This window comes from Ruminococcus callidus ATCC 27760 (assembly GCF_000468015.1).
GTDB classification, from domain to species: Bacteria; Bacillota; Clostridia; order Oscillospirales; family Ruminococcaceae; genus Ruminococcus_C; species Ruminococcus_C callidus.
This window is the reverse complement of the sequence record NZ_KI260314.1, coordinates 20,930-21,934: the sequence shown is the minus strand read 5'-3', so window position 1 is coordinate 21,934 and position 1,005 is coordinate 20,930. Positions and strand designations below refer to the sequence as shown.

At 51.3% G+C, this 1,005-nt stretch carries 1 protein-coding gene; it reads right to left on the bottom strand.

Features of this window, described 5'->3' with window-relative positions; all coding sequences use genetic code 11:
* Nucleotides 1–149: 149 nt before the first annotated feature.
* Nucleotides 150–932: an HAD-IIB family hydrolase gene (locus RUMCAL_RS02560; RefSeq protein ID WP_021680908.1), complete on the bottom strand. Its 783-nt coding sequence runs from the start codon at nt 930–932 to the stop codon at nt 150–152.
* Between the last annotated feature and the right edge of the window lie 73 nt (nt 933–1,005).

Here is a 1,005-nt window from a genome sequence, read left to right as displayed (position 1 = left end):
GTCGCCAGACGCTCTTTGTGCGGTATTGCCATAACAATAAAAAATCCCACAGTTTCAAGGATTTCTGAAACTGTGGGATTTTGTTTTTTGGAATAATTACTAGAGCAATACCGTACAAAGCCGTCAGGCGGGCTTTGTGCGGTGTTGCCCTAGATCAAGTCAAAGTGTGCCAGTGCCTTTTCCAGCCCGTCGTCTGCAAGATTTGCGGTGATGTAATTCGCATAGGGGTGCAGCATAGGGCTGTCCCCCATTGCGATTCCCGTACCAGCAGTTTCCAGCATGGGACGGTCGTTCAGGCTGTCGCCTACGGCAAAAATTTGAGAACGGTCTGCCCCCAGCAGCTGCATCATTTTTTCCATGCCGGTGGCTTTGGAACAGCCGCAGGGCACCATTTCCGCAAAGTGATTTCCCCGATCGATGTAGTCAAACTTGCCGGTCAGCCCTGCCTGAAATGCAGCCAGATCGCTCTGCTCGTCGTACCAGATGACAAACTTGTCCGTGTACCAGTCTGCATCATCGGGCAGGTCGGAAACAGTCACATGCTTGCTTTCGTACAGATTCAGCAGATCTTGCAGATATGGCAAAATTCGTGTGCTGCGGTCGATGAACATGGCATCGCTGCGTTCGTACAGAACGGCAACATTGGTGCGGCGAACCAGTTCCACCATTTCGCGGCTGCATGCCGGTGTCTGCTTCTCGTGGAACAGGACTTTTCCGTCATATTCCAATTCTGTGCCGCAGCCATAAACGTAACCATTGAAGCCGATCTCGCGGAGAAACGGGTCTACGTTCATGGCAGTGCGTCCGGTGTTGATGAAGGTGGCATTGCCCTTTTTGCGGGCTGCCTGAATGGCACGGACTGCGGATTCCGGCAGATAGCCGTCCTCTGAAATGATCGTGCCGTCGATGTCAAAGAAAATGAAATTTTGCATAAACTCACTCACTTTACGGGAATTTCAAATTTGCGGTTTTCAAGGCAATACCGCACAAAGAGCGTCTGGCGAC